The organism is uncultured Methanobrevibacter sp. (assembly GCF_900314615.1).
Classification (GTDB): Archaea; Methanobacteriota; Methanobacteria; order Methanobacteriales; family Methanobacteriaceae; genus Methanocatella.
Genome location: NZ_OMWA01000028.1, coordinates 27,548 through 52,027, shown reverse-complemented (window position 1 = coordinate 52,027; position 24,480 = coordinate 27,548). Strand labels below are relative to the sequence as shown.

Annotated in this window: 24 protein-coding genes, 1 tRNA gene, 1 other RNA gene and 1 pseudogene; 8 read left to right on the top strand and 19 right to left on the bottom strand. The window is 32.5% G+C overall.

Going from position 1 to position 24,480, the window contains the following annotated elements:
* Nucleotides 1-4 precede the first annotated feature (4 nt).
* Nucleotides 5-922: a biotin--[acetyl-CoA-carboxylase] ligase gene (locus QZN33_RS09825; RefSeq protein WP_296791786.1), complete on the top strand. Its 918-nt coding sequence runs from the start codon at nucleotides 5-7 to the stop codon at nucleotides 920-922.
* Here the strand turns inward: QZN33_RS09825 and QZN33_RS09820 are convergent.
* The 3 genes from QZN33_RS09820 to QZN33_RS09810 form a co-directional block, all read right to left on the bottom strand.
* The gene (locus QZN33_RS09820; protein WP_296791783.1) at nucleotides 919-2,067 is read right to left on the bottom strand and encodes a TIGR03576 family pyridoxal phosphate-dependent enzyme; all 1,149 of its coding nucleotides are present in this window, start codon (nucleotides 2,065-2,067) and stop codon (nucleotides 919-921) included. The two genes, QZN33_RS09825 and QZN33_RS09820, sit on opposite strands and share 4 nt — an antisense overlap.
* Nucleotides 2,068-2,397 (bottom strand): hypothetical protein, encoded by a 330-nt coding sequence (locus QZN33_RS09815; RefSeq protein WP_296791780.1) that lies wholly within the window; start codon nucleotides 2,395-2,397, stop codon nucleotides 2,068-2,070. It lies immediately after the preceding gene.
* A gap of 94 nt (nucleotides 2,398-2,491) precedes the next feature.
* Nucleotides 2,492-3,013: a FumA C-terminus/TtdB family hydratase beta subunit gene (locus QZN33_RS09810; RefSeq protein WP_296791777.1), complete on the bottom strand. Its 522-nt coding sequence runs from the start codon at nucleotides 3,011-3,013 to the stop codon at nucleotides 2,492-2,494.
* A 211-nt stretch (nucleotides 3,014-3,224) separates the two neighbouring features.
* On the opposite strand from QZN33_RS09810, the gene QZN33_RS09805 reads away from it, so the two are divergent.
* Complete coding sequence (locus tag QZN33_RS09805) at nucleotides 3,225-5,045, top strand: DUF2070 family protein (RefSeq protein WP_296791770.1); 1,821 nt, start codon at nucleotides 3,225-3,227, stop codon at nucleotides 5,043-5,045.
* Here QZN33_RS09805 and QZN33_RS09800 read toward each other — a convergent pair.
* Nucleotides 5,040-5,312, bottom strand: coding sequence for a hypothetical protein (locus QZN33_RS09800; protein ID WP_296791767.1), 273 nt, complete (start codon nucleotides 5,310-5,312; stop codon nucleotides 5,040-5,042). The two genes, QZN33_RS09805 and QZN33_RS09800, sit on opposite strands and share 6 nt — an antisense overlap.
* Before the next feature lie 85 nt (nucleotides 5,313-5,397).
* Between QZN33_RS09800 and rqcH the strand changes: the two genes are divergently transcribed.
* A complete protein-coding gene (gene rqcH, locus QZN33_RS09795; RefSeq protein ID WP_296791764.1) occupies nucleotides 5,398-7,401 on the top strand; it encodes a ribosome rescue protein RqcH in 2,004 nt (667 codons plus the stop codon).
* Here rqcH and QZN33_RS09790 read toward each other — a convergent pair.
* Together QZN33_RS09790 and QZN33_RS09785 are read right to left on the bottom strand one after the other, a co-directional pair.
* On the bottom strand, nucleotides 7,398-8,117 hold the full coding sequence (locus QZN33_RS09790) for a metal-dependent hydrolase (protein WP_296791762.1): 720 nt from the start codon (nucleotides 8,115-8,117) through the stop codon (nucleotides 7,398-7,400). The two genes, rqcH and QZN33_RS09790, sit on opposite strands and share 4 nt — an antisense overlap.
* Nucleotides 8,117-9,286 (bottom strand): hypothetical protein, encoded by a 1,170-nt coding sequence (locus QZN33_RS09785; protein ID WP_296791760.1) that lies wholly within the window; start codon nucleotides 9,284-9,286, stop codon nucleotides 8,117-8,119. The genes QZN33_RS09790 and QZN33_RS09785 overlap by 1 nt, the downstream gene beginning before the upstream one ends.
* 187 nt (nucleotides 9,287-9,473) lie before the next feature.
* Here QZN33_RS09785 and QZN33_RS09780 point away from each other — a divergent pair, with 187 nt between their 5' ends.
* A complete protein-coding gene (locus tag QZN33_RS09780) occupies nucleotides 9,474-9,680 on the top strand; it encodes a class III signal peptide-containing protein (RefSeq protein ID WP_296791759.1) in 207 nt (68 codons plus the stop codon).
* On the top strand, nucleotides 9,673-9,852 hold the full coding sequence (locus QZN33_RS09775) for a class III signal peptide-containing protein (RefSeq protein ID WP_296791756.1): 180 nt from the start codon (nucleotides 9,673-9,675) through the stop codon (nucleotides 9,850-9,852). The genes QZN33_RS09780 and QZN33_RS09775 overlap by 8 nt, the downstream gene beginning before the upstream one ends.
* 17 nt (nucleotides 9,853-9,869) lie before the next feature.
* Here QZN33_RS09775 and fwdF read toward each other — a convergent pair whose 3' ends face one another.
* From fwdF to QZN33_RS09755, 4 genes are all read right to left on the bottom strand, one after another.
* Entirely contained in the window at nucleotides 9,870-10,886 is a 1,017-nt protein-coding gene (fwdF, locus tag QZN33_RS09770) for a tungsten-dependent formylmethanofuran dehydrogenase subunit FwdF (protein WP_296791753.1), read from the bottom strand.
* Nucleotides 10,887-10,895: 9 nt separating this feature from the next.
* On the bottom strand, nucleotides 10,896-11,087 hold the full coding sequence (locus QZN33_RS09765; RefSeq protein ID WP_296791750.1) for a 4Fe-4S binding protein: 192 nt from the start codon (nucleotides 11,085-11,087) through the stop codon (nucleotides 10,896-10,898).
* A gap of 108 nt (nucleotides 11,088-11,195) precedes the next feature.
* Entirely contained in the window at nucleotides 11,196-11,654 is a 459-nt protein-coding gene (locus tag QZN33_RS09760) for a phosphopantetheine adenylyltransferase (RefSeq protein ID WP_296791747.1), read from the bottom strand.
* Between the two features lie 104 nt (nucleotides 11,655-11,758).
* Nucleotides 11,759-14,653 (bottom strand): Ig-like domain-containing protein, encoded by a 2,895-nt coding sequence (locus QZN33_RS09755; protein ID WP_296791744.1) that lies wholly within the window; start codon nucleotides 14,651-14,653, stop codon nucleotides 11,759-11,761.
* A 475-nt stretch (nucleotides 14,654-15,128) separates the two neighbouring features.
* Here QZN33_RS09755 and QZN33_RS09750 point away from each other — a divergent pair, with 475 nt between their 5' ends.
* From QZN33_RS09750 to QZN33_RS09740, 3 genes are read left to right on the top strand one after another with little or no spacing between them, the layout of a single operon-like run.
* On the top strand, nucleotides 15,129-16,676 hold the full coding sequence (locus QZN33_RS09750; RefSeq protein ID WP_296791741.1) for a radical SAM protein: 1,548 nt from the start codon (nucleotides 15,129-15,131) through the stop codon (nucleotides 16,674-16,676).
* 58 nt (nucleotides 16,677-16,734) lie between these two features.
* Nucleotides 16,735-17,853, top strand: a complete 1,119-nt coding sequence (locus QZN33_RS09745) for a pyridoxal phosphate-dependent aminotransferase (RefSeq protein ID WP_296791738.1) — start codon at nucleotides 16,735-16,737, stop codon at nucleotides 17,851-17,853.
* Nucleotides 17,846-18,751 (top strand): cation diffusion facilitator family transporter, encoded by a 906-nt coding sequence (locus QZN33_RS09740; protein ID WP_296791735.1) that lies wholly within the window; start codon nucleotides 17,846-17,848, stop codon nucleotides 18,749-18,751. Before QZN33_RS09745 ends, QZN33_RS09740 begins: the two co-directional genes overlap by 8 nt.
* Nucleotides 18,752-18,755: 4 nt before the next feature.
* On the opposite strand, the gene QZN33_RS09735 is transcribed toward QZN33_RS09740, so the two are convergent.
* From QZN33_RS09735 to hdrC, 9 genes and pseudogenes are all read right to left on the bottom strand, one after another.
* Nucleotides 18,756-18,839 (bottom strand) — tRNA-Ser (locus QZN33_RS09735).
* Between the two features lie 63 nt (nucleotides 18,840-18,902).
* An RNA gene (ffs, locus tag QZN33_RS09730) (signal recognition particle sRNA) lies at nucleotides 18,903-19,217 on the bottom strand.
* 174 nt (nucleotides 19,218-19,391) lie between these two features.
* Nucleotides 19,392-19,781: a CBS domain-containing protein gene (locus QZN33_RS09725; protein WP_296791732.1), complete on the bottom strand. Its 390-nt coding sequence runs from the start codon at nucleotides 19,779-19,781 to the stop codon at nucleotides 19,392-19,394.
* Nucleotides 19,762-20,673 (bottom strand): 2-phosphoglycerate kinase, encoded by a 912-nt coding sequence (locus QZN33_RS09720; RefSeq protein WP_296791728.1) that lies wholly within the window; start codon nucleotides 20,671-20,673, stop codon nucleotides 19,762-19,764. The genes QZN33_RS09725 and QZN33_RS09720 overlap by 20 nt, the downstream gene beginning before the upstream one ends.
* Nucleotides 20,674-20,770: 97 nt before the next feature.
* Nucleotides 20,771-21,463, bottom strand: a complete 693-nt coding sequence (locus QZN33_RS09715; RefSeq protein ID WP_296791725.1) for a metallophosphoesterase — start codon at nucleotides 21,461-21,463, stop codon at nucleotides 20,771-20,773.
* A gap of 9 nt (nucleotides 21,464-21,472) precedes the next feature.
* Nucleotides 21,473-22,000, bottom strand: coding sequence for a DUF2096 domain-containing protein (locus tag QZN33_RS09710; RefSeq protein ID WP_296791721.1), 528 nt, complete (start codon nucleotides 21,998-22,000; stop codon nucleotides 21,473-21,475).
* Complete coding sequence (locus QZN33_RS09705; RefSeq protein ID WP_296791718.1) at nucleotides 21,997-22,263, bottom strand: DUF749 domain-containing protein; 267 nt, start codon at nucleotides 22,261-22,263, stop codon at nucleotides 21,997-21,999. Before QZN33_RS09705 ends, QZN33_RS09710 begins: the two co-directional genes overlap by 4 nt.
* Nucleotides 22,264-22,456: 193 nt before the next feature.
* Nucleotides 22,457-23,285, bottom strand: a pseudogene (gene hdrB, locus QZN33_RS09700) (CoB--CoM heterodisulfide reductase subunit B).
* Nucleotides 23,286-23,306: 21 nt separating this feature from the next.
* Nucleotides 23,307-24,323, bottom strand: coding sequence for a CoB--CoM heterodisulfide reductase subunit C (gene hdrC / locus QZN33_RS09695; RefSeq protein WP_296791714.1), 1,017 nt, complete (start codon nucleotides 24,321-24,323; stop codon nucleotides 23,307-23,309).
* Between the last annotated feature and the right edge of the window lie 157 nt (nucleotides 24,324-24,480).

Here is a 24,480-nt window from a genome sequence, read left to right as displayed (position 1 = left end):
ACTTATGCGTACTGAAATTGTTAACTTGTTAAAAAAAGAAAATAAGCTTTCAGATAAAACAGCTGATGAATTGAAAAATTTAGAAATCACAGACTTTGCACATATCGTTAAAGAAATCGGTAAAGAAAAAACAGAGTATCTAAACAGTGAAGAAATCCAAACAGATTTAGATACCGAATATGTTGGTAAAAATTTATACATCTACAAAGAAGTAAGTTCAACAAACACCGTTGCAAAATTCTTATCAAAAAACAATGCTGAAAACGGAACAGTAGTTATCTCTGAAAAACAAACCGGAGCAAAAGGCAGATCAGGAAAATCATGGGAATCTCCATTAGGCGGAGTATGGTTATCCATTATAGTAAACCCTATTGTCGATTATTCAAAATTACCTTTGATTACATTAGCTACTGGAGTAGCGGTTGCAAAAACCTTAGAAAGAGTTGGTGTTGAAAATCCAGAAATCAAATGGCCAAATGACATAATGATTAATGGCAAAAAAGTTTGTGGAATTCTAACTGAAGCCGTTACTAAATTCAACAGAATTGAAAGTGTAATCATTGGTGTTGGTATCGATGCTAATTTAAACGTGACTGATTTCCCTGAAGAATTACAGTCCGGAACTACAACACTTAAAGAAGAACTTCACAAGGAAGGAAACGAAAATCTTTTAATAAAAATATTCTTTGAAGAATTTGAAAAAATCAATGAACTTTTCAATTCAAAAGAATATGAGGCCATATTAAAAGAATGGAGAAAACGTTCATACTCCATTGGAAAAATTGTAGAAGTAAGAGAGCCTTTCAACACATACTACGATGCATATGTTTTAGGTATCAGCAAAGAAGGAGCTCTTGTAGTTGAAAAAATTGATGGAACCTTAGAAAAAGTAATTTCCGGAGAATGTATTATCAAAAACTAAAATACAATCTCCCTACATTCATCTTCATTAATAGCTACTTTTTGTAGTTTATTAATTGAAGATTCTATTTTTTTATATAAATCATTTAAATCCAGATTGAATGCATCATTTGTAGACAAATCAAAACGTATTGTTGGGGATGCACCCGGCATTGATACTGCAGGAATTGTTATAATGCCATGTTCCTTAAGCAGGATAAATGATAATACAAAAGCCAAATCATCATCGGACAGGTTGTGCTGTGATGATATCTCATTAGCCAAACCTTCAGGAGAAATCATAACCCCTGTAGGTGTAGTTTCAAAATTATCAAATTTTTTATTCAGTAAATTTATCAGTTCGTCTTTTCTCGAAAAACTGTTAATCAGATTATCTTCATTGAAATTTTTTATACCGTTCACCATTGCAAGAACCAGAGGTGGCTGAGCTTCAAGACCAAACTGATTTACCTTGATTTTAATCTTATCGATAAGCTCTTCACGGCCTGCCATAAGTCCTCCTCTAGGGCCCGGCATTAATTTATCAGTGCTTGTTATTGCAAGATCTGCACCCAAGTCACATGCTTTAGGCTGATTGAATACAACAGTTCTAAGTCTTGCACCTGATGCATCATCAACCATGACAGGTATGTCTTTTTCATGAGCCATCTGAATGACTTTTTTGAATTCATCTTCATCAATTACCTGGTGGTCCATAGTAGAACCTGTAATGACAACCAATGAAGTATTTTCAGGAATTGAAAACTCATCAAGCACATCAGTTTCAAAATACTTTGCACCAACTAGATTACAGCTTCTTGGAATTGATGGATGGGCAGGCAATTTCGCTAAATAATGTACTACATATGAATCCTTATCAACCAATGCGAGAATTGTAGCCAAAATACCTGAAGAAGTCCTGTTCAATGGGAGTATCTTTTCCCCTCCCAAATGCTGTTTTCCTACTTTCTGGAGTTCTTCTTCAAAAATAGCTGGTCCCACATAAGTTTCTAAAAGACTTATTTCAGAGGGTGATGCAATAAACCCTCCGGACAATCCTGTTAAGTCAAATAAAGAGTCTCTTCCTTCAAGATTGACAATGTCCTTAATAATTGAAAGAGCGTGCTCTCTTTTTTTAACTTCATCCAAAGAATTATTAATAATCATTTAATCAGAATCATCTAACTGTAATTTGTAATCTTCAAAAAATTCTAAAATGGATTTTAATTGTTTTTCTGTAACTGGAACTGTGGTGTACTCTTCTTCTTCAGGTATGCCGTAGAAATATTCAGCAAATAACACTTTACCTTCAGGACTGGTTATGAGAGTAATACCATCAGAAAGTTTGTCAGGATTTTTGTTTTGGAATTCCATTTCTACTGAAACACCGAATTTTTCTGAGAACTTTTCCTTTTCTTCAGGTTCTCTGTTACATTTTCTAATTTTAGTCATTCTAGATTTCAATTTTTTTTCTGCTGATTCATTAATATCTGCCATAATTACACTTCCGATAAAAATTTTTTAAAATTTTTATAAATTAAAATATACTTTAAATGAAATTATATATAAGTATTACTTATAAAGTCAAAAATCAGTCATATAAACTGTTTCCATGACTGTCCATTGCAACTATAAGCGGACCAAAATCTTTAACTTTTAAATTCCACATAGCTTCAGGCATTCCCAAGTCAAGCCAATCCACACTTTCAATTTCTTCAACTGCATCAACATATAAAGCAGCGCATCCACCAGTAGCTACAACATAAAGGGCTTCATTTCTTTTTAATGCTTCACGCACAGTATCATCCATTCCACCTTTACCAATGACAATTTTTGGACCCATATCCAGAACATCACTCTGATACGGATTCATTCTCATTGAAGTTGTAGGTCCGATGGCTACCATTTCATATCCGTCTTCTTTTTCAGAAATAATAGGTCCGGCATGGAATAAGACTGCACCTTCAATATCCAATGGAGCACCCTGTTCAAGCAGTCTTTTATGTGCCTGGTCACGTGCAGTTAAAATATTTCCAGTCAGATACACTACATCTCCAGCTTTTAACTGTGATAAATCTTCATCTTTAATCGGAACATTCAATTTTCTTTCCATCTATTCACCTTACTTGATAATTTCTTTTTGCAAAAAAATATAACTAGATTATATATAAAATTTTTAATTTTAATAAATTTAATGGCAAATATAATTTAAAAAATAGATTGAAATTAAAATAACACATCCAAATCAAAACTTATTGATAACTTTAATATATTTGTTATGACTAAATTTTATATGTATATATAAAAAAGCAAGGAAAAATAACATGTCGAGTATGAGTAGTGTTGCGGGACTTTCAAAATATATCAAAACATTGCCTAAAACTGAATACAGTATTTTGGGAATGTTAATTCTGAGTTTTTTAATAGGAAGCTTATATTTTATAATTGATTCAGTCACAAATATTAATATTATAGAAGATATATTATTTGGAGGTCTTTTTGGACTGGTCTGTATTGGAGTAACCTCAATTATGAGCGGTGCTCTAAATCAGCAGGTTATAATAGGATTTCACGGAATCAACCTAAGAATTAGGCATTCCATGTTCTTATCAGGACTTTCAATGTTTATCTTAGGAATTGTATTGGTTAGTGGAGGAGTCGTTTCCAGAATAACTGGCATTGACATGTTTTTAAACTCATTATTATTCGGATGCGTATTGATTTATGGATTTAATACCCTTGTATTTTGGGCAACATCAAATGTCAGATTTACAGTTGCTGCAGGAGTAGGGTTAATTCAGCCTACACTTATATTGGCCATGCTAATTTTAATATCATTTTTCACTATTGATACAAGCTTTTTAGGCCCAGCAATTATACAAATCATTATAAAAGCTCTTATTGCAGGCATAATCTTTGTATTAGCCATTTATGCATTTATCATGATTATAGCATCCCCGTTCCAGAAAAATCTGGGAATAGGCGTTCTGGATTTATTAAGTTTATTTATTGCACACCTGAATGAAGGATCAAACTCTCTTGAAGGACTGTTTGAAAACATGGGCGAAGCAATTGACACATTAGTTACTTTTGTTAGTTTTAAAACAGATAACGGCATTAAAGCATTATTTATTTCACCGTCAGTCCATCCGGGACCTCTTGGAGATTTGGGAGGATCCAACATGCCTACAATTCTTGCAAATAAATTTGATCACTTCACTATGGTGGCTCATGGACCTTCAACTCATGATTTCAACCCTATTGCTGTTTCAGAAATCGATAAAATTGAAGCTTCTGTTAAAAGAGGCCTTGAAAAAGTTGAATATAGTGAGCATGCCAGCAAGTTCACCAGATACAAACATAAAAAAGCAAATATTGGAGTGCAGTTTTTCAATGACGGAATGATAATCCTATCCACATTCGCTCCTGAAGCTGTTGACGATATTGAATTTGGTGTTGGACTGACAATGATGGCTAAAAGCAGAAGCAAATGCAGTGTTGAAAATTCTGTGATTGTTGATTGCCATAACTCATTTACTCCTGAAAGCGGAGAAGTTCTTCCCGGAAACTCCGAAGTGTTCCATCTGATTGAAGTTATTGATAAAATTGACTCTGAACAGGAAAAATACGATGTTAAAGTAGGTTGCTCACAGGACAATATGAGCACACTGGACAAACAGGAAGGAGTCGGTGAAAGCGGTATTAAAACTATGGTTATTGAAGTCGAAGGTCAAAGAACTGCATATGTCCTGTTTGATGCCAACAATATGGAAATCGGATTCAGACAGGAAATCATTGATGCTGTAAGTGATATGGAAATAGATGAAATTGAAGTGATGACAACTGATACACATACAGTCAACACTCTTTCAAGAGGATACAATCCAATTGGAATTGCAAAAAGAGCAGAAATAATAGAATTTGTTAAAATTAGTATTCAAAATGCGATAGATGATTTGGAAAAAGTTGAAGTTGGAACTGGAACTGAAAAAATAGAAAATCTTAATACTTTCGGCCCGAAAAATTCAACTGAACTAATATCAACAATCAGTTCAGTTGTTGCGGTAAGTAAAATAATAGCTCCAGTTTTACTGATTACTTCATTATTTATTGTTTTTATATGGATCTTCTTCGGGGGATTATAAGTACATCATTAATAAGGTATATGAAATTACCCATGTAAAGAAAAACGGTGAAATTCCATCCCATAACCATTGGGTAAATCCGGAAATCTCATCCCCGGCCATTTTTTGACATAATTGTCCAACAAAATACAATATAATTAATGCAACAAAAGCAGCTGCAATATCATTTTTAAATCCAATCCATCCTTTGGAAAGAACTGTGGAAATAACAGCTGAAATCAAAGCAAAAACAATATGAATACTTGTAACTTTAATAGTTGTGTCCATTGATATCCTCCATAATTAAATATATTAATATAATTTTAGTGATTATTATATATTAAAGTATTGATTAAATTAAAAGGTGTTTATTATGAAATCCATGTCTAACGTAGACATTTTTACTATAAGTGATGAATTAAATAAATTATTAAGCGGCGCTAGAGTCGATAAATCATTCCAGCCAACAAAAGATATTGTTGTTATGAGATTCCATGTTCCCGGAACAGGAAGAGTGGATTTAGTTATGCAATGCGGTTCCAGAATACATACCAGCCAGTACCCGCTTGAAAATCCGACTACACCACCAAGTTTTCCTATGCTTTTAAGAAAACGAGTGAAAGGAGCACATGTGGAAAGCATAAAGCAGCATAATTTTGACCGTGTAGTGGAGATTAGAGTTAAAAAAGATAAATATTATACAATCATCGTGGAACTTTTCGATAAAGGAAATATAATTCTTTTAGATGATGAAAATAATATCATACAACCTCTTAAAAGAAAACTGATGAGTGACAGAGACATAAGCTCCAAAAGAGAATATGCATTTCCTGAAGAAAGGGGAATAAATCCTATAACAGTCAGTGAAGATGATTTCAAAAAATTATTCGAGGAAGACAGCGATGTTGTTAGAACCTTGGCTAGAAACGGATTAGGCAGTTTATATGCTGAAGAAATCATCGAAAGAGCAAATGAAATTACTGAAATTGATAAAAACACCTCAAACAGCGACATTACAGATACACAAATAAATGCACTGTACACAGGACTTGTAAATTTATTTGATAATTTGAAAGAAGGTTCAATTAAACCACAAATTGTTAAAAAAGACAAAAAAGAAGATGTAGTGCCTTTAGATTTAGTCAAATATGAAGATTTTGAAAAAACAACATATTCAACATTTAATGAAGCATGTGATGAGTTCTACTCAAAAAAGGTAAACACCACAATCAAAGACATAAAAGAATCAGCATGGACAAAAAAAGTAAACAAGTTTGAAAAAAGGTTACGTTTACAACAAGAAACACTTGATAATTTTAACACCACCATCGAAGAAAGTCAACATAAAGGAGAGGTAATCTATTCTAATTACCCAACCATTGAAAACATCATTAATGTTGTCAACTCAGCAAGGAGTAAGGACTACTCTTTTAAAGAAATTGGAAAAACGTTGAAAAATGCTAAAAAAGACGGCATGAAAGAAGCACAGATTTATGAATCAATTGACAAGCTGGGCGTTTTAACATTAAAAATAGACGATACTTCAATAATCATTGATCCCAAATTGACAATAGCAGAAAATGCTGAAATCTATTATGAAAAAGCTAAAAAAGCAAAACGTAAAACAAAAGGAGCTTTAATAGCTATTGAAAATACCAAAAAACAACTTGAAGATATAAAATCCAAAAAAGAAATCGCAATGGAGAATATCTCAACACCTAAAAAGAGAGTAAAGAAAAATCTCAAGTGGTATGAGAAAATGAGATGGTTTGTCAGCTCCGAAGGCATTCTGGTCGTTGGAGGACGTGACGCCAACAGCAATGAAAGTGTTGTGAAGAAATATCTGGAACCAAATGACATTTATTTACATGCAGATATACATGGTGCATCATCACTTGCAATAAAATTAAATGGCAATGAATTAAATGATAATATCCTTAAAGAATCCGGAGAGTTTGCAGCTTCATTTTCATCTGCTTGGTCAAAAGGTTTCTCATCTCAGGACGTATTTTGGGTCCGCCCGGACCAGGTATCAAAAACACCTGAAGCAGGGGAGTTTTTAGCAAAAGGATCATTTGTTATCAGAGGACATAGAAATTATATCAGAGGTGCAAGAGTTAAGCTTGCTATCGGAATTGTAGATTATGAAGGAAAACGTATTATGGCAGGTCCGATAGATGCACTTGAAGCACACTGTGAAAATTATGTTGTAATAAAACCAGGATTTACAAAAAAAGAAGCAATAGCTAAAAAAATAATTCATAAAATAAATGAAGATGATATTCTCACACTTGATGACATCATAAGGGTGTTACCATCAGGAAAATGTGACATTGATGAAGAATATCACGAACGCAAAAAATATGAAAAAAGTTAATCCTGATAATCTTCAGGATTATATTTAAAGTATTCGTCAGGATTCATAACCACAACGTCAATGTTAGGGTTAAACTGACTTACAAAATTCGCAAATATTGCAGGGTCCTGTTCAATAGGTGGAAACGTATTGTAATGCATTGGTACAACCACTTTTGGATTTAACCACATTGTAGCCAGTGCCGCTTCAAATGGACCCATTGTAAACTTATCGCCGATTGGAATCAATACAACGTCAGGTTTATAGATATTACCTATGATATCTTTCATATCACCGAAAAGGCCTGTATCTCCTGCATGGAATATTTTTGTACCGTCTTCAAAGGTTATCAGAAAACTGGCAGCACTTCCTCCGGGAACAGTTTCTTCAACAATATCTATATCAGAAGAATGTTTTGCATCAAGCATTGTAAACTTAATGTTTCTGAATACGAATGATCCTCCAATATTAACACTGATGTTTCTAATACCCTGTTTAGCTAAAAAGAGTGAGATTTCATGAATGCATGCAATTGGTGCATTAGTACTGTTGGAAATTTCCAAAGCATCACCAAAATGATCTGAATGACCATGAGTTAATAGAATTATATCAGGATTTAATTCTTCAACAGGGACTTGACATGCAGGGTTGTTACTGATAAAAGGGTCAATTAGAATTTTAACATCATCATCACTAATGATTTCAAAAGCTGAATGTCCTAACCATCTGATTTCCATTATGCTGCTCCTCCTATAGCATTAATAATTACACTTTCATCTAAATTAGATGCAATATCCCAAGTTTTTTCGAAATCAGCTCTAATATCGGATATAGATTTTCTGTCTTCATAAATTGCACCATATTCAAAGTCATTTTGACTTTCTGAAATAATCATTGCATGAGAATCATCAGTTATCAAATTGACAGTGTGAACTTTAGGAACAGTTCTAATATGAACTCCCTGTTTTAAAAGGGATGAAATTAAAAACATGTAAGACATGTCGGAAACATCAAATTCATCGATGATTACTCTTGAATATATTGTTGGAACATGAGATAGGAATCTGTCAGATAAATCATTCAATGAAGGGATTTCCAACATTATTTCTTTGTTAACATTAATAGCTAATTGATCAAAAGCTTCTTGAGAAGACAGCAAACCAGTATCAGTAATTACATAACTTTTAAGTAATTTTGGAACAGGAAGACTTTCAGGATTGTTAATATCAATTTTAATATCTCTATTTTCAGCAACTTCCGGAGCAACTTGAGTCTGAGTGTCTACAGTTTGAGGTTCTGGCACTTTAGGCTCTTCTGCCAATACTTTTATAATCTCATCAGACTTATCATTTTCAGGCTTAAACTTAGGAATTTCTTCAACAAAATAATTTCCTTCACGTTTTTTAGGAGCTCTGGTTACTTTTAATGGCTTTCCATAATGTGGAGTAAAATCCAATTGTTTATCAAAATTAACCTTTGGCTCTTCCTGAGGAACTACATTCAAAACAGCTTTCGGATTGTCTTCATATTCAGGTCTGATGTACTGGCTGGTGTCAAACTCCTCAGAGTCATCCAGAACCAAATCGTTATAGTCCCCATCATTATAATCATTATAATTATTATTAAGCCTTAACGGACGGTTATTGTCTTTTGATGAGGATCTATCAAACTTACCTAACCTTGATTCACCCTCTTCAGAGCTTAAAAAGTCTTTAATCATATTTGTAGTTCTTTCAGAATTATACTCGATGAAATAACTGATAATAAGTATTATACCAACTATTGAAATGATAAGACCAACTATCAATAAAATATCCAATAAGTTATAAACACTTGTCTCATATGCTATGAGAATACCAATTACAAATAAAATAAAACCTGAAACTAATTTTATAGTATTTCCCATAATGTCACCCTTATTATTTATTAATCACTCTATTATTTTAACTATTATAGAATATCTACAACACCATTAATAAATTTAATGGAAAAAAACACTAGAAAAACGAGAAAAATATAATTTGGATAATACTTTTTTAAATAATAGTAATATTAATATATGAAAAAAATCAATATCATATTGGTGAAACACTATGAGAAAAATAAAACCATTCATCAATGAAAATTCAGGCCAAGGTGCCGCAGAATATATACTTCTTTTCGGAGGAGTAATTGTAATTGCCTTACTGGCACTTACCATATACAGAACTTATATGGAAACAAGTGACACCAGTTTAAAAGCAAAAGACGACATCATGGACGTCAGGAACACAATTCTTGACAATAGAACCCATGTGTAAAAAAATAGATAACAAAGGACAAGGAAGTGCGGAATTAATCCTGATAATTGGAGGATTAATTGTTATCGTTCTTTTTGTCGGAAGTTATATATCAAAAATAAGTCAAGAAATACAAACCAACACTCATAGCTTTTTAAAAACAGAAAGAGATTATATTATAAATAAAATTTGAAAATAGAGATATCCTCTCTATTTTCCACTTAAAATAGTATTTAAAATTTCGTTCCATGAATCAGAATTAATATTAGTTAAATTCATGGTATCTCGAGTTAATACACGGAGATTCTGCGGACATGCAGTTACACAAGCACCACATAAATTACAGAAGTCTAAATTGGTGATAGATTTTCCGTCAACAATTTCAACTGCATTACATGGACATACATCTTGGCAAGCATGACATGAATCGCCTTTACATATTTTTTCTTCTTCTTGAATTTCAACTAACTCAAGTTTGCCTTTGAATGGTTTAGTAATTGCGATTGCATCTACCGGACAGATTTCAGAACACCATGAACAATATACACAAGATTCCTCAGAAATAAAAGTATTACCAGTTATTTCAGGAACTTCAATTTCATCTCTCAACATACAAGTAGAACAGATCTGTTTAATTGCTGATTGAGGACAGATTCTTTTACATACTCCGCATTGTACACATTTGGAAAAATCAACTTCAATAGAATTATTCAATAAATCCACACTTGATGTAGGTTTATTTTCAATAAGTATTGCTTCAGCAGGACATAAGTCTGCACAGAAACCGCAATAAATACATTTTTGTTTATCTATTTCAATTTCTCCCCTAATTAAAGATACTGCATCTGGAAGATTCCTTTCAAAAATAATGGAATCCCTCGGACATACTGAATAACAACGGCCGCAATAGATACAATCTTCATCATCAACTTTTGATTCAGTTTCCCAAAATGGATAATTATCCATCTCCCTAATTTTAGAATCATCAATTTCTAGAGACAATGCATCAAACGGACAAGCAACAGAACATAATCCACAGAATACACAGGAATCTGAATTAACTGAAATCAAATCCATTTCAATTAATCCTCTTGCAATAGGTACAATAGGACCTAATCTTAAAGAAGTTGTAGGACAAACATCAACACAAATCCCGCAACCAACACAATTTACATCTTTATAGGACAATTTACGATGTTCTTCACCAGTTCTCTCAATACTAAACATGTAACCACCTCATGCTTTAGAGATGGCTTGATTTGGACAATTTTGGATACATAAGTCACAGTCATCACAATTTTCAGGGACAATAGCGACGTCTCCATTTTCTTCAATGATAGCGCCCTGCTCACAAAGTTTAATACATAAACCCTGTACTGGACAGTTATCAATGTGTCCGCATAAATTAGAATCTATTTTTACTGCCATATAACCACCTCATAATGTATAAAAAAATATAACATGACATTTATTTATTATACATTATTAATTATTATATCGAACTGAACTTATAAACATATCGATATTTTTCTGATTCTAGTTGATAATATCTCCTTTCTGATTAATTTCACCACTTCTAATTCGAGTGGAAGAAATAGGAGTACCATCATAAGCCAAAACAAAACTAACTACAACAATATCTATAGGATCCATATCTTTAGAAACTCTGATTTCGTTTATCTTGACTGCAGTAGGCTCAGTTTCTTCACTTACAACGATGGCGTCAAAATCTTCGTCATGAATTGTAGTTCCATACGCATCATCCAATGGAACAATTATAAAATTAGATTTATCTTTAAAAAAAGACTTCAGATTTCTCATTCTCTCCTCACAAGAATCTATATCTCCTTTTAATCCACCAAAAGCGTCAGAAGTTACTCCAATCTCAATCGTATCAGCAATTTCGAAAGCAGTAGATAATAATTTTTTATGACCGTCATGAAATTTATCAAAAGTTCCGCCAACAGCCACCTTATTATATTTCTTAGAATTCATAATATTGTCCTAAATTAGTTTCTGAGTTAAATTATATTGAAACTATTATAAAACATTAGCTATAAAAAAAGAAGAAAAATTATAAAAAAAATAAAAATAGTAAATTAAAATGCAATACTTGCATAATAACCTTTAAGGCTGTATGAATTAGCATTCCAATTTACTACGTTTCCAAACGAGTTCCTTGCGCTTGTAGCATCACAGACAGTCCAAGTATTGCCAATCAATACTTGAGTCCATACATGGCCATAAGTACCGCTTGTAAAAGTACATGTACCATGAGCATATCTGGCAGCTAGACCTGCTGTTCTAAACATTGCAACAAGCAAGTGTGAATGATCTACACAGTTTCCTTTCTTAGCATTTAATGTACCTACAGCACCATACTTGGTGTCATAGTAGAAACTATAAGATATTGTATCACGTACATAATTATAAATTGCTGTAGCTTTTGCTTTTTCTGAAGTAAGTCCTTTAGTCAGCTTATTTACCAGCTGTTTGATTTGTGAATTGTTCACTTGACAATTGGTTGTAGCAGCCAAATAAGCAGCCAAATTACTTATTGTGTTTTTGGAATTAAGTTTACTGGTAGTTGAACTAGTATCACTTAATGTTGAAATAGTCACATATGCAGGCATAATGTTATTATCGCCATAAAATGCAACAACACGTGCAAATGCAAAGACCAAACCTTTATAACCAATATCTCCTACAGCTGAACTTACGGAGTTTGGCATTTGTCCTTTAGAATCTGCAGTTTTTATAACACTTTTTGCAACAGCAAGATAATTTGATAAATCGCCTAAATCTGCAGCAGCACCTGCTTTAGATGGAGATTTAATAGATTTTAGAGCAATATCTGCTTTATTATTTGATTTTAAATTTACAATAGCTTTAGAAGCTAAATATAAATAATCAGCAGTGGTAATTTTAACATTTCCAACAGTTACAGTTGATGGCAATTTGTTATTACTTAAAACATAATTTCTAACAGATATAGATGCTGAAATTACCTGTTTTAATGTAACTTTACTGATTACATGAATAACTCTTGTTTTTGAAGAACCGTCATGAACCGCTGAAATTTTATGATTTCCACTGGATAATTTTCCCAAACTAACTGAAGCAGAACCTGTTGAGTCGGTTTTTTTAGTGTAAGATTTACCATCGACAGTAAATTTAACGGATGCTGATTTTAAAGGTTTATTATTTGCATCAGTTAATTTAACTGCATAAGTAACTCTTTTACCATTTGCAACATATAAGTCCTTAGCAGTAATTTTGGTTCCGTTAACAGTGATCTTTTTAGTTAATGTATTGGATTTATAATATGAACTTGAAACAGTAGATTTTACAGTGTATGTACCTACGGCTTTAGTTATTTTTAATTTGGCAACACCTTTGGAATCTGTCTTTTGAGTATAAACAGTTCCACTTATATTGAACTTAACTTTGATATTTTTAAGTGGGTTACCAGATGAATCCTTTACACTAGCTTTATAAACTGAACCGTCTTTATAGTTCATAACTAAATTACCTGCATTTAGTTTAACAGTTAATTTATTAATCACTACATTTTTATAACCGTAATTATAATCACTTTCCCCCAATGTTGAGTACAGATATTTAATTTTATATGTACCTGGTTTTAAATTGCCGATTGCTAATTTGGCAACACCTTTGGAATCTGTTTTAGCAGTGTACTCCTTGTCATTTAATATGAACCTGATTGTTTCTCCAGACAAAGCTTTATTGTTATTATCAGTAAATTTTACAGTAAATTTAGATCCATCTTTATAGTCCATTTTTAAATCTGAAGCAGACAATTTATTATCTGCAGATTTAATAATAAATGTTCCTGATGAAGATGAAGCGGATAATCCGCTGTTTCCACTAAACTTATATGTTATTTTGTAAGTACCTTTATCAAGAAGAGGAATAACAGTTGATGCTTTCCCTTTTGAGTTTGTTTTTGCAGTAACAGAAGTACCGTTGTATGTGAAGGTTACTTTAGCGTTTTTAACCGGACTGCCATGAGCTGTGGTTAAATTAACCTGATAAGTATAATAGTTATACGGCAGAATATATACTTTTGATTTACCTGATATTTTAGTTGAATCTTTTTTAACAACTAAAGTTTTGCTTAACTTTTCTTTTGAAACAGGATTGGTTACGGTTACGGTATATTTACCTGGTTTGAGTTCTACTTTTGCAGTTGCAACCCCTTTACTATTGGTAGTGAAAGTGTATGATTTACCTCCAATGCTAAATGTTACTTTAGTATTGGCCAATTTATCATTGTCTTTCCATAAAGTTGCTTTGAAATAAGTAGATGAACCATAATACTTAGTTAAATCATTTCCACTTACTGAAGATAAAACTTTTACGCTTTTTGAAAGAGATTTTGCACTGTAATTTCCATTACCTGCAAAACTGGCAGTTACAGTATAAGTTCCTACAGCCAATGCAGCTGTTTTAACAGTAGCGATACCTTTGCTGTTGGTAGTAGCTGAATAAGTTTTGCCGTTAACTTTCAAAGAAACTTTTTGATTGCTTAAAGATTTACCTGTACTGTCTTGCAAAGTTACTTTAAAGTATGTAGCTGATTTATCATAATGGGTATTTGCCACAGATAAAGTAGTTGATACATTTGAAGTAGCTTTTAGATAATTATTTGATGAAACAGACACTACAGAATCATATTCTGAAGCAGACAATCTTTCATCCTCATCATCAGATGCAAGACTTAATATTTGTTCCCCATTATCCTCATAATAAGATTCGGCGCTACTCAATAGAACCTCATCTTCGGGATAATCTTTCAAATTATCATCATGAGAATTAACTAAATTAGTTTCTGAGATAGAATCCTCGTTAGAAACTTCTAATTTTTCTTGAGACAATGCAATCGCATCGTCATTAGTTAAATTTGAATCTTCTGTATTTGAAACATCCACAATTTCAGCTGCACATGATGCTGATAAAGCAACAAAAAACATGAGCGCCAAAGAAATTATAAATGCTTTATTTTTTATCGAAATTTTTCCACCTCTTGGTTCTCATTACGAAAATTTTATAGTAAAATATGATTATACTAAAATATAGTATTTCATAATGAGTGGATAAAGATATATTTTAATCTTATTTAAATGTTTTTAAAACTTAAAAAATTGAAAAACAACTTAAAAGAGATTAAATTAACAAAAAAAGATAGAAATCATATATAAAATTGAAATAAAAGAACATTTATAGTGAAATAAACTATGATAAGATTAAATAACTTAAATCTAAATTAAAATTTTTGTTGACCAATAAAACAATCATTTTTAAAATTAGACATTTTTTTAAAAGAAATAATCCATTTTACACGTTTTAAAGAAAAAATTAAGAAAAAATTGTATAACTTAAAAAAATTAGATTTAATTAATATAATTTCTATGCAAATGAAGAGTAATACTAAAAAATAGTGATTGCATGATTTACGAAAAAAACACCTTTATAAAAAATCATAAACAAGTGGATATTCGCTTTGGATTAGCATATCCGAACGTGTATCAAACTGCAATGTCTTCATTAGGTTACAATATTCTCTACAATCAGATAAATGAACGTGAAGACACCTGGTGTGAACGGATTATATATCCAAACAGTAAATCCCTGGAATCAAACACTCCTTCAAAATACTTTGATATATTAAGTTTCACTCTGCAATTTGAAGAAGATTACGTAAATGTATTGGACATTCTTCAAAAATCAGACATTCCACTTAAAAGAGAAGAGAGAACCTCCGAAGATCCGTTAATCATTGCTGGAGGCCCATGTCCAACTGCAAATCCTATGCCATTATCAGATTATATTGATTTGTTCATCATAGGGGAAGGGGAAAATACTCTGAATTGCCTATTGGACAGATTTTTAACTTCAAAAAAAGAACTTAAAGATTATCTTGACATTCCTGGAATATATATTCCAGAATATAACAACAAAACTAAAATAGACATCATAGATGATATGAATGAAGCTTACCACATCACACAGCCGGTAGTGAGCAGAAGTGATGAAGAGAACTATCAGACAGTTTTCAACAACACAATTATGCTAAACGTTTCAAGAGGATGTACAAGAGGGTGCAGATTCTGTATGGCCGGCTACATATACCGACCAATGAGACAGACCGACTACAAAAAATTGGTTGATATAGCCATTGAAAATAGAAATAAAACTGGGTTAAATAAGATTACATTAATAGGGGCCGCCGTTTCAGATTATGCTCAACTGGAGGAGCTTACCTCAGAACTTGAAAATAAAGGATTCCAGATTTCAACACCTTCACTTAGAATTGAATCCATAACCAGAAAAACACTGGAATCGCTGAAAAGAAGCGGGCTTCAAACTATCACACTAGCGCCCGAGTCAATTGAAAAACTGAGAAAAGTAATCAATAAGGATATTCCCGATGAAAAAATATTTTCAGTAATTGAAGATGCAGTTGATTTGGGTTTCAAAATTAAATTGTATTTCCTGATAGGCATACCTAATGAAACTACAGAAGACATTAATGAATTAATAGAATATATGCAAAAAATTGCCAATATGCACACAAGCATCCGAAATGTGAAATTCAGCATCAATCCATTAATACCAAAACCACAAACACCCCTGCAGTGGGAAAAGTATGACTACAAGGATATAAAAAATAAAACCCGAATGATTAAAAAAGAAATGAAGAGATATAACATAAAATGTGAAAGTCCTAAAAATGGATTAATACAATATATATTATCCTGCGGAAATAGTGATGTCGGTGCAATTATTGAAAAGTCTCTTGCAAAAAAACCGACTATGAAAGAATGGAAGGAACTGGCTCCAAATTACAGTATTGATGATGAACTGCCTTGGAAAAATATAGACACAGGAGTTAGTGAAAATTTCTTAAAAATAGAACATAGAAGGCTTAAAACATTAAAACAAACCCCCTGGTGTGAAACATCATCATGCTATAATTGCGGTTCCTGCAAATAATTACTAGAAAAAATAATTTTTACTATAATAATATATAATATAATAAAGAGGTAAATTTATGATAAATCCAGCAAAAAGAACAAAAACAATTGAATTGTCACAGATTAGAAAAATGTTTGAAGTAACCAATCCCGATGCCATTAACCTTGGTATTGGTGAACCTGATTTTAATGTCCCTCAGCATATCAAGGATGCAATGAAAGACTCAATTGATGAAAATGACACTCATTACACTCCAAATAAAGGATATATTGAACTGAGAGAAGAAATCGTGAAAAAATTTAAAAACGAAAATGGAATTAACACCAACCCTGAAAATGTTATAGTTACAGTTGGTGCAAGTGAAGCATTATTCATGTGTGCTCAGGCATTTATTGAAAAAGGCGATGACGTAATACTTCCAGATCCTAGTTTCTTATCTTATGAAGCATGCATCAATATGGCAGGAGGAAATATCATACCTGTAGACTGTAAAATGGAAAACGAATTCAAACTAAAAGCAGATGATGTTGCTGAAAAACTAACTAAAAACACAAAAGCCATCATGTTAAATTCTCCTTCAAACCCTACAGGTGCAGTGATGGAAAAAGAAGACATCAAAGCAATCGCTGATTTATCAATGGATCACAATTTCCTAATAATCTCTGATGAAATCTATGAAAAGATAATTTACAACAAAAAACATTACTCACCTGCAAAATACAGTGATAATGTCATTACATTAAATGGATTTTCAAAAACTTATGCAATGACAGGTCTTAGAATAGGTTATCTTACCGCAAATGAAGCCTATACTGAAGAACTGCTTAAAATACACCAGTACAATATCGCATGTGCAAGTACAACCTCACAAAGAGGAGCTTATGCAGCATTGACCGGACCTCAGGATGAAGCTGTAAAAATGGTAAATGAATTTGAAAAAAGAAGAGATCTGATTGTTTCACGTCTTAACGGCATGGGATACGAAACAGTGAATGCTGAAGGTGCATTTTATGTATTCCCAAAAATAGAAGACAAAGACTTTGTTGCTAAAGCTGCAAAAGCAGGAGTGATAACCGTACCTGGTGCAGCATTTGGATCAAACGGTGAAGGCCACGTACGTATGTCTTATGCAAATTCATATGAAAATATAGAAAAAGCAATGGATATTTTAGAAGAGCGTGTTGTTAATGGATGAACTTCGCCTGAAAGGTGGTAAAAAAGCTTTAATAATTGCATTAGTAGCAAATTGTTTTTTAACAGTAGCAAATATTATAGTGGGATATGCATCAGGAAGTTATGCATTAGTCTCTGAAGGTGCACATACCTTCTCAGACATTGCAACATCTATAATTGCATATGTAGGATTTTACACCGGCCAGAAACCTGCAGATAAAGACCACCCATTTGGACATGGGCGTGCAGAAGCAATAAGCGGATTAATTATAGTAATATTCCTTGTAGTGATATCATGGGAAGTTATTGAAGGAGCCTGGATTAATATTTTAAATCCAGGACAAATCACTGTTCCAAACACTTTTGCAGCAATAATGGCAGTGGTTGGAATAATCATAAATTTATCAGTTAGTGACAGAATAATAAAAATAGGTAAGGAAATCAAAAGTCCTGCAATAGTTGCTGACGGGAAACATCAAAGAACAGACATCTTTTCATCAATAGCAATTTTAGTTGGAGTAATTGTTTCAAATGTAGGATTTCCGATACTGGATCCGATTGTAGGATTTATTATAGGTCTTCTGATTTTAAAAACCGCCGGTGAAATTTTAATAGAAAATATCAATAACATTATGGGAAAAATTCCATCTGAAGAGTTTATAGAACATATTAAAGAAGTTGCAGAAAGCACACCTAATGTTGAAAATGCACATAACATTAGAGTTGATTATTTAGGATCTTATGCCGCAGTTATTTTACATGTAGAAATGGATGGAAATCTGATTTTAAATGAATCCCATAAACTTGCACATAAAGTAGAGAACAATATTTTAAATGAAATTCCGGAAGTAAAATATGTGCTGGTTCATACCTGTCCTATAGGACTCGAATATGAACATGAACAAGAAATAGATAAATAATAAGCGCCGGGACGGGGATTTGAACCCCGGAGGTCGATTGACCATTGGATTAGCAGTCCAACGCCGTACCAGGCTGGGCCATCCCGACATATGAAAAAACAGTATAATAAATTATATGTAAAAACTTATTTATAAACTTATTTATTTTTAGTAAATGGCATGTTCAAAAGTGGACAAATCTCAAAAATATAAGTGATCTAAAAATCCAACTCCACCCCGGGATTCTACAAGCATTGAAATGTTAATAGTAAAGCTGCTCCCTTCCGGGCCTGACCCATTCCTATACCAAAGGTGACTAATTTCTACCCTCCAGTAAAAACTTCACCACCACCAATCCTGTAGGACGAGGTTTCTATGTTGTTTTCCTAGGCTTACATTTCCTTGAAAAGCCGCCTTTTGAACTTCGACTGCACCAAAGGGGGTGTGTGCTTACAGAGGACCCCTAACCCTCCAGTCTAGCCATAATAATATATAACCCTAATATTATATAAAGTTTATCAAAAAAGTCATTACTAGAATAAAAAATAATTATTGGAAATGAAAAAAATTAATAAAAATTCTCTTTCTAGAAAAAAATAAATTTATAGTAAATCCTTAAAAAATAGTTAAAATTAAAAATAATAAATAAAAAGAGATAAAATTAGAAAATTTCTTGAATAATATCTCCATCTGAAATTATACCCACTAACTTATCGCCATCAACAACAGGAAGTTGATTTAATATTCCAGAAGATGAAACACCTTCTTTCATAATTTGAATAGCGTTTTCAAGTGTATCTTCAGGAGAAATGGTAATAACAGATTTAATCATTATCTCTTCCACACTTGTTCCTAATTCATACTTATCCAAAATTAAATTATGGCCTACATCAGTAGCAGTTATAATTCCAATCAGTTTATCATCTTCAACAACAGGAAGAGAACTGATTTTATGTTTCATTAACTTTTCAAATGCATATACAACATCTATATCACTAGTTGTTGTAATAACATCTGTAGTCATAATTTCTTTAACTTTCTTGTTCAACATTGTCTTCACCTCCGAATTCTTCAAGGATATCATTAACCATAATATCGATTGTTTCATTAATATCTACATTGTTAATTATCCGAGAATCATGAATTTTAGCCTGCTCAACTAAAAACTTCTGGGTTTTTCTAATTGTACCAAAGTTCTCCATATACTTTTCAAGAGAACGTTTTACCCAAGGCTGCCTGCATCTAGAATAGAACCTTTGCTTATGAGATTCCTCATCATCAACAGTCAATGTAAAAATAATTATATTGTTATTTTCCATCAAATCCTTGCGGATAAACCCTGGAACAATATGAACCCCTTCAATAATTGTACTAATACCTTCTTTAGCAGACCTTTCAATAATTGCTTCAATACCTACATTGACAACATCCACATGACTGATGAATCCTTCAATGACCGAATCTATACGTATGGACGGAGTCCTTATGCTTTCATAAGCATCGAAACTTGATTTGTGAATTACAGGACTTAATTCTTTTGATACAATTTTACGCATTACTTCACGAATCATGTCTGTACTAATAAGATTTTTTAATCTGAGTCTATTTGCAAGTTCAAAAGCCATTGATGAAGTTCCAACACCTGAAGCACCACCAATCAATATGATTAAAGGCTTTTTAGATGATCTAAGTGACCTCCAGTTTTTATATTTTTTTGCAATACTTGGATCAACATTTTTCAAATAATTGAAGACAACCTGAGCCAAATCAACGCTGGAAATTTCATTAATGTCATCTTTTATCAAATCTGCTTCAATTTCACTGGCCATTTCATAAGCTCTTTCAAATCCAATATCCGCAACATTTAGAGAACGAGACAAAATACCTTTAGAGAAAGGTTCTTTGTATAACTTACCGTCGACGTCACCAGTAATCCAAATCATAATAACACCCAGTATATCATATAAAATATATAGTTTAATCTTAAATAAAATTTGTTATTTGATTTGAGAAAAATAATAAAAAAAAGAAAGATGAAAATTATTCATCTAAAGATATTAAGCTTATATCATAATCAGAGCCGTCTTTAATATCAATCAAGACTGCACCATTATCCTTAAGCATACCTGGGTTTGCTACATCAGTAGTTATTCCAATTTTACTAAGTGATTTAGCTTCATGAATATGTCCACAAATATTTATTTGAGGTTCAAATTCATGGATTGATTTTAAAATACCTGCACTACCAACATGGTCCCCACTTTCAAGTTTATCTGCTTCAGTATTATATGGCGGAGCATGAGTAACCAATATTTTTACTTTAGGAACCTTATCATTGTAGACATAATCATAATTAGCTAATAATTCGTAAACATCTCCATAAATCTTATTGTCTTGGATTTCTCCAGGAGTGTTGAATGGAGTTTCATTGGATCCGCCGTATCCGAATAATATAGCATCCCCATATGCGATAATATTATTGTGAAGACAGAAAGAGACCTCATTAATAGCATTGCAAATTCCTTTAGGATCACAGTTACCTGGAATAGCTATTACATCTACACCACAGTCTGCTACTTTTTCAATGAAAGTACCTACAAAGTCCAAAGGTCCAAAATCTGTAATATCTCCAAGAATTATAACTAACTCAATTTCTTCGTGATTGTTTAGATAGGTGTATAAATTTTCGTTTTCTTCACCGTGAACATCACTTATTGCTAAAATTTTAGTCATTTAATCACCTTATTGTTCTAAAAAGAAAGATCCCATTTCCTTTAAACCTGCCTGTAAATCAGGTTTATCACCATGCAATTCAACAGTGACATCATCATCAAATTCAATTATGAGACCATTCCATTCTGCAATTTCTTGAACTCTTTCTTCAGCTAAAGGGACTTTAAGATGAATTCTTCCGGTAGTTAATCCCGGAGGCGCGTTGACTAAAAACTTTGAACGTGAATCTGCAAATTCAAATACTTCTTTTCCCTGCATGACCTGTTTTAATAAATCAAGCCAGTGGTCAACATATTCATCTCCCTCTTCTTCTGCAATAGTAATAAGAGTTGCTTGAATATTATTTAAAGACATCTCTGCATTAGCTAAACCATTTATCAAATCAGGGTGAGATGGATCTCTTTTATAAGAGCTGATAGAAGATCTAATCAAACCCATCTCAGGGTTAATTCCATTAGGAATCTCATAACCTTTTTGACTCAAGTCTTTAATGAGATTATTCAGAACTAACCAATTCTGTTCTGATGGTAAGCTCATAAATGTCCACCTATAATTTTTAAAGTAGTATGATTGATTTTTGCATCAGCATCTTTTAATTCTTTTTCAATTTCACTAGTGCTGGTATAAGAATCTAAAAATAATACATGATGAGTAGAAGTTCCTGCAATGTTTAAAATTGCAAGTTCATCACTTGGTTTAAGTTCTCTTTTATCAATAGTTGCTTTAAATTGTACATATGGTTCATATTCTTCAGGAAGGTCAGAATATTTAAATATACCATCTAATGTTGCTACAAACATAATTACACCTCATTAGTTTTATTAGTTTACTTTTTCTTACTAATCCTATATAAAAGTAATTACGAATAATTCGCATATTTACAAACAAAAAAATTTTGGGTAAAAAAAAGTTATCATGAAAATGATAACTGTTCCAAAATGTCTTTTCAATGTCTAAAAAAATAAAAAATAAAAGGATAAAAAATCCTTAAATTTATTCACCTAATGCTTTTTTGATAGCAGGAGTTGCATCAATTCTTTGAGCATCGAAGGTTAATTCTTCAGCTGATAATCCCATAGCTAATCCGTATAATTGAGCTAAGTGGAATACAGGTAATGCAAAATCAGTTCCGTATTTTTCGTTAACTTCGACTTGACCTTGGTCGAATTGTAAGTGACAGAAAGGACATACGTGTAGTTACATCTAAATCTCTGGATCTTAAACCTCCACCAGCACCACAGCACATCATTTTGTCTTTGTAGTCAACTGATTTAGCACCAGTGATTTCTACAAGGTCATCTAAGATGGATGGGTTTTCAGCTTGATCTTCAATACCGATAGTTTCAGTAGGTTTTAAGAAGTGGCAACCGTAGTGAACAGCAACATTTAAGTCTAAAGGTTTTTCGATTAATGAAGCTAATTTTTCAAAACCAACATCGTCTCTTAAAATTTGAGCGAAGTGTTTTACATTAATAGTACCTTTGTATTCTCTGCCAATTTCAGCTAAGTTTTTGTTAATTTCAGCTTTTTTCTCTGCGTCTTCTTTTAACATGTGGTTACATTCGAATAAGGATCCGAAACATCCGTTACATTCGGTCATGATGTCTGCACCCATGTCTTCAGCAAGAGTTAAGTTACGAGCTGCGATAGTAGCCCAGGTTTCTTCATCAAAAGAACCAAATACACCAGGAGCAGGACAACAAGATGCTCCTTCCATATCTTTTAATTCAATATCTAAAGCTTCAAATAATTTTCTGGTAGCTTTTTCTACACCAGGATAACGGTTGTTCATAATACAACCTAAGAAGTATGCAATTTCCATATTATAACTCTCCTAATAAATTTATTCTTTTAATCCACCGGTTGCTTCATCATAACCAATTAATTCGTCAAAACCAGTGATTTTACATATTTTTTGTACTTCAGCTAATGCTTCTGGGAAAGCATGAGTTGTTGGTGGAATTTCAGAAAGACCAATTTTTGCTCTTAATGCTTTGGTAGCATCGTTGATTGGTACACCGTGTCCGGTGTTCATTACAAATACACCAGTCATTTTGTGAGGTTTTGCCATGTAACCTGCATGAGCAGCAATGTTACGAGCTTTTTTGATAATTTCAACAATTTTTACACTTCTAAGACATCTTTCTTGGCAAGTGTAACAAGTAGTACACATCCATAAAGCATCGTCAGTGATAACTTCTTCTTTTAATCCTAATAAACATTTTCTGACAATTTGTCTTACTTTGTATGGAGTTCTTCTTCCAGATGGGCAACTACCACTGCAGGTACCACATTGGAAACAGTGTTTTACAGTTTCAATACCTGCGTCAATAAATTCAGCAGTGAAATCTGGATCACGGTTACTATCATTTAATAATTCTTTATCAGTCAATAAAGTCATTTTATCTCTCTCTTTATCATTTGTTTTTTCATCAACTTCCTCGACATCTTCTTCAACAGCTTCATCTTCTTCAACAGCTTCAGTTTCTTCAGCAACTTCTTCAGCTTCTACAGGAGTTTCAGATTCCTCAGCAACTTCTTCAACTTCAACAGGAGCCTCAGTTTCTTCAGCAACTTCAACTTCTTCCACAATTTCTTGAGAAGAATCTTCAGTTATTTCCTCACTGAGAGGTTCGATGTCTTTTTTGAAAGTTAAATTAACACCTTTCTCTTCTGGACTTTTTTTAACTGAAACATCAATTGAAACAGTTTTTTTAGTTCCAGAAACGATAGGATCATTTAGATTTTGTGAAGATGTAACTTGGACATCATCAGATGTGTTTGATACATCATTACTGATGTCTTTTTCTTCCTTATCATTATCTCCGAATAGAGATTTTAAACGATTTATAATAGACATTGAAAACACACCTTGGATTCGAAGGATTAAATCCTCAAATCCATAATAATAATCTTAAAAGTATGATATATAAAGGTTACTAAATTTTTTGCAAGTGTAATCATAAAGATTACACCAAATGAAACATTTTTATTAACCTAAAAAATTAAAATATTAA

What these genes read in the sequence shown, in the direction of transcription:
- QZN33_RS09790 (WP_296791762.1), bottom strand. Translation starts at nt 8,117, where the DNA reads ATGGAAATCAGATGGTTAGGACATTCAGCTTTTGAAATCATTAGTGAT.
- QZN33_RS09710 (WP_296791721.1), bottom strand. Translation starts at nt 22,000, where the DNA reads ATGAGCTTACCATCAGAACAGAATTGGTTAGTTCTGAATAATCTCATT.
- QZN33_RS09760 (WP_296791747.1), bottom strand. Translation starts at nt 11,654, where the DNA reads ATGAATTCTAAGAAATATAATAAGGTGGCTGTTGGCGGAACTTTTGAT.
- QZN33_RS09750 (WP_296791741.1), top strand. Translation starts at nt 15,129, where the DNA reads ATGATTTACGAAAAAAACACCTTTATAAAAAATCATAAACAAGTGGAT.
- rqcH (WP_296791764.1), top strand. Translation starts at nt 5,398, where the DNA reads ATGAAATCCATGTCTAACGTAGACATTTTTACTATAAGTGATGAATTA.
- QZN33_RS09705 (WP_296791718.1), bottom strand. Translation starts at nt 22,263, where the DNA reads ATGTTTGTAGCAACATTAGATGGTATATTTAAATATTCTGACCTTCCT.
- QZN33_RS09800 (WP_296791767.1), bottom strand. Translation starts at nt 5,312, where the DNA reads ATGGACACAACTATTAAAGTTACAAGTATTCATATTGTTTTTGCTTTG.
- QZN33_RS09755 (WP_296791744.1), bottom strand. Translation starts at nt 14,653, where the DNA reads ATGTTTTTTGTTGCTTTATCAGCATCATGTGCAGCTGAAATTGTGGAT.
- QZN33_RS09810 (WP_296791777.1), bottom strand. Translation starts at nt 3,013, where the DNA reads ATGGAAAGAAAATTGAATGTTCCGATTAAAGATGAAGATTTATCACAG.
- QZN33_RS09820 (WP_296791783.1), bottom strand. Translation starts at nt 2,067, where the DNA reads ATGATTATTAATAATTCTTTGGATGAAGTTAAAAAAAGAGAGCACGCT.
- QZN33_RS09780 (WP_296791759.1), top strand. Translation starts at nt 9,474, where the DNA reads ATGAGAAAAATAAAACCATTCATCAATGAAAATTCAGGCCAAGGTGCC.
- QZN33_RS09740 (WP_296791735.1), top strand. Translation starts at nt 17,846, where the DNA reads ATGGATGAACTTCGCCTGAAAGGTGGTAAAAAAGCTTTAATAATTGCA.
- QZN33_RS09720 (WP_296791728.1), bottom strand. Translation starts at nt 20,673, where the DNA reads ATGATTTGGATTACTGGTGACGTCGACGGTAAGTTATACAAAGAACCT.
- QZN33_RS09765 (WP_296791750.1), bottom strand. Translation starts at nt 11,087, where the DNA reads ATGGCAGTAAAAATAGATTCTAATTTATGCGGACACATTGATAACTGT.
- QZN33_RS09825 (WP_296791786.1), top strand. Translation starts at nt 5, where the DNA reads ATGCGTACTGAAATTGTTAACTTGTTAAAAAAAGAAAATAAGCTTTCA.
- QZN33_RS09725 (WP_296791732.1), bottom strand. Translation starts at nt 19,781, where the DNA reads ATGTTGAACAAGAAAGTTAAAGAAATTATGACTACAGATGTTATTACA.
- QZN33_RS09775 (WP_296791756.1), top strand. Translation starts at nt 9,673, where the DNA reads ATGTGTAAAAAAATAGATAACAAAGGACAAGGAAGTGCGGAATTAATC.
- fwdF (WP_296791753.1), bottom strand. Translation starts at nt 10,886, where the DNA reads ATGTTTAGTATTGAGAGAACTGGTGAAGAACATCGTAAATTGTCCTAT.
- QZN33_RS09805 (WP_296791770.1), top strand. Translation starts at nt 3,225, where the DNA reads ATGTCGAGTATGAGTAGTGTTGCGGGACTTTCAAAATATATCAAAACA.
- hdrC (WP_296791714.1), bottom strand. Translation starts at nt 24,323, where the DNA reads ATGTCTATTATAAATCGTTTAAAATCTCTATTCGGAGATAATGATAAG.
- QZN33_RS09745 (WP_296791738.1), top strand. Translation starts at nt 16,735, where the DNA reads ATGATAAATCCAGCAAAAAGAACAAAAACAATTGAATTGTCACAGATT.
- QZN33_RS09815 (WP_296791780.1), bottom strand. Translation starts at nt 2,397, where the DNA reads ATGGCAGATATTAATGAATCAGCAGAAAAAAAATTGAAATCTAGAATG.
- QZN33_RS09785 (WP_296791760.1), bottom strand. Translation starts at nt 9,286, where the DNA reads ATGGGAAATACTATAAAATTAGTTTCAGGTTTTATTTTATTTGTAATT.
- QZN33_RS09715 (WP_296791725.1), bottom strand. Translation starts at nt 21,463, where the DNA reads ATGACTAAAATTTTAGCAATAAGTGATGTTCACGGTGAAGAAAACGAA.